Annotated in this window: 2 protein-coding genes; both read right to left on the bottom strand. The window is 35.6% G+C overall.

What is annotated here, in order from left to right:
- On the bottom strand, positions 1-614 hold a 614-nt coding region (locus IV81_RS09155), incomplete at its 3' end, for a DDE-type integrase/transposase/recombinase (protein ID WP_236696863.1).
- Between the two features lie 35 nt (positions 615-649).
- Positions 650-1,165, bottom strand: coding sequence for a helix-turn-helix domain-containing protein (locus IV81_RS09150; protein ID WP_057804421.1), 516 nt, complete (start codon positions 1,163-1,165; stop codon positions 650-652).
- Between the last annotated feature and the right edge of the window lie 51 nt (positions 1,166-1,216).

Raw genomic sequence — 1,216 nt, 5'->3', positions numbered from 1 at the left:
CGATGAGACATGCTTTGCGCAATTCTTGCTTTCTTCAATATTTTACGCCATTTCTGATGACGATACTGCCAGCCTTGATCGGTATGCATTGTGATCTTATATCCTGTAGTTGGTAGAATGGATTGTAACTCAATCAAAGGCCGTAATGCGAACTCTAAATTAGGACTGTCATTGGTGATGGAATAAGCCTTAATTTCATTGTTATATAGATCCATAATGGGTTCTAAGTACACTTTTTGACCATTAGATAATTTGAATTCGGTCACGTCTGAGACCATTTTTTGAAACGGACGATCGGTTTTAAAACGACGATTAAGCGTGTTTTTTACTCGTTTACCCTCGGGACCTTTAGAAGAATCATATTTACGAGAAGTTTTATTATAGCCTTGTCCTGAAATTCTTAGTTCATGCATAATTCGCTGAGTTTTTTTGTGATTTATATCGATCCCATAGCGTTGTTTTAAAATAGCTGTAATCCGAAGGATTCCTAAATGACGGTCTTGGTTCCAAACTTCAAAAATTTTATCCATTAGTTGAATTTCAGGATCTAATTGCCTTAGTTTTCTTTTCCAGTAGTAAAAAGTATTAATGTCAATTGGAATCACTTGTAAGATATCAGTTTGCTTAAATTTGGCCTCGAGTAGGCAGACTACTTCTGCTTTTTGTCGGTTGGTTGCTTCATCGAGGCCAATAATTTTAACGCTTCGTTTTTGATTCGTAGCTCAAGGTTTTCACTTTCTAATTGTTTTATTCGATTTTGTTCAGATGTATATTGCTTTGTTTTTCTAGATTTTTTTGCCTTATTTTTAACCATTTTAGGTTTCCGTCCTTTTTGTATAGACAATAACCCATTTGGCCCATTTTGGCGATATATTTTTTCCCATTGATTAATTTGAAGGATACCGACATATCCAAATTCGGCAGCTACATCGGTGTACGAGGCGTTATTCCTGATCTTCCATTCGATCAACTCAATCCTAAACCTACCCGTAACTTGTGGCGGGTCAAACAATACCTTCGAACCGTGAGTTTCATATGCGCTAACCAGCATTCTAAATACGCTATTAGAAATGCCATATTTATTAGCCACTTCAACTTTTGAACCCGTCCCGTTAAAATATTCAGTTAACGCTTTAAGTTTTATTTTCTTTGAAATTTTTGTCATAAAAATACCCCAGAAGTTAATTTATTACTTTAACTTCTGGGGTACAGGTCA

This window comes from Pediococcus stilesii (assembly GCF_001437075.1).
Lineage (GTDB): Bacteria > Bacillota > Bacilli > Lactobacillales > Lactobacillaceae > Pediococcus > Pediococcus stilesii.
This window is presented reverse-complemented; position numbering and strand designations above follow the sequence as displayed.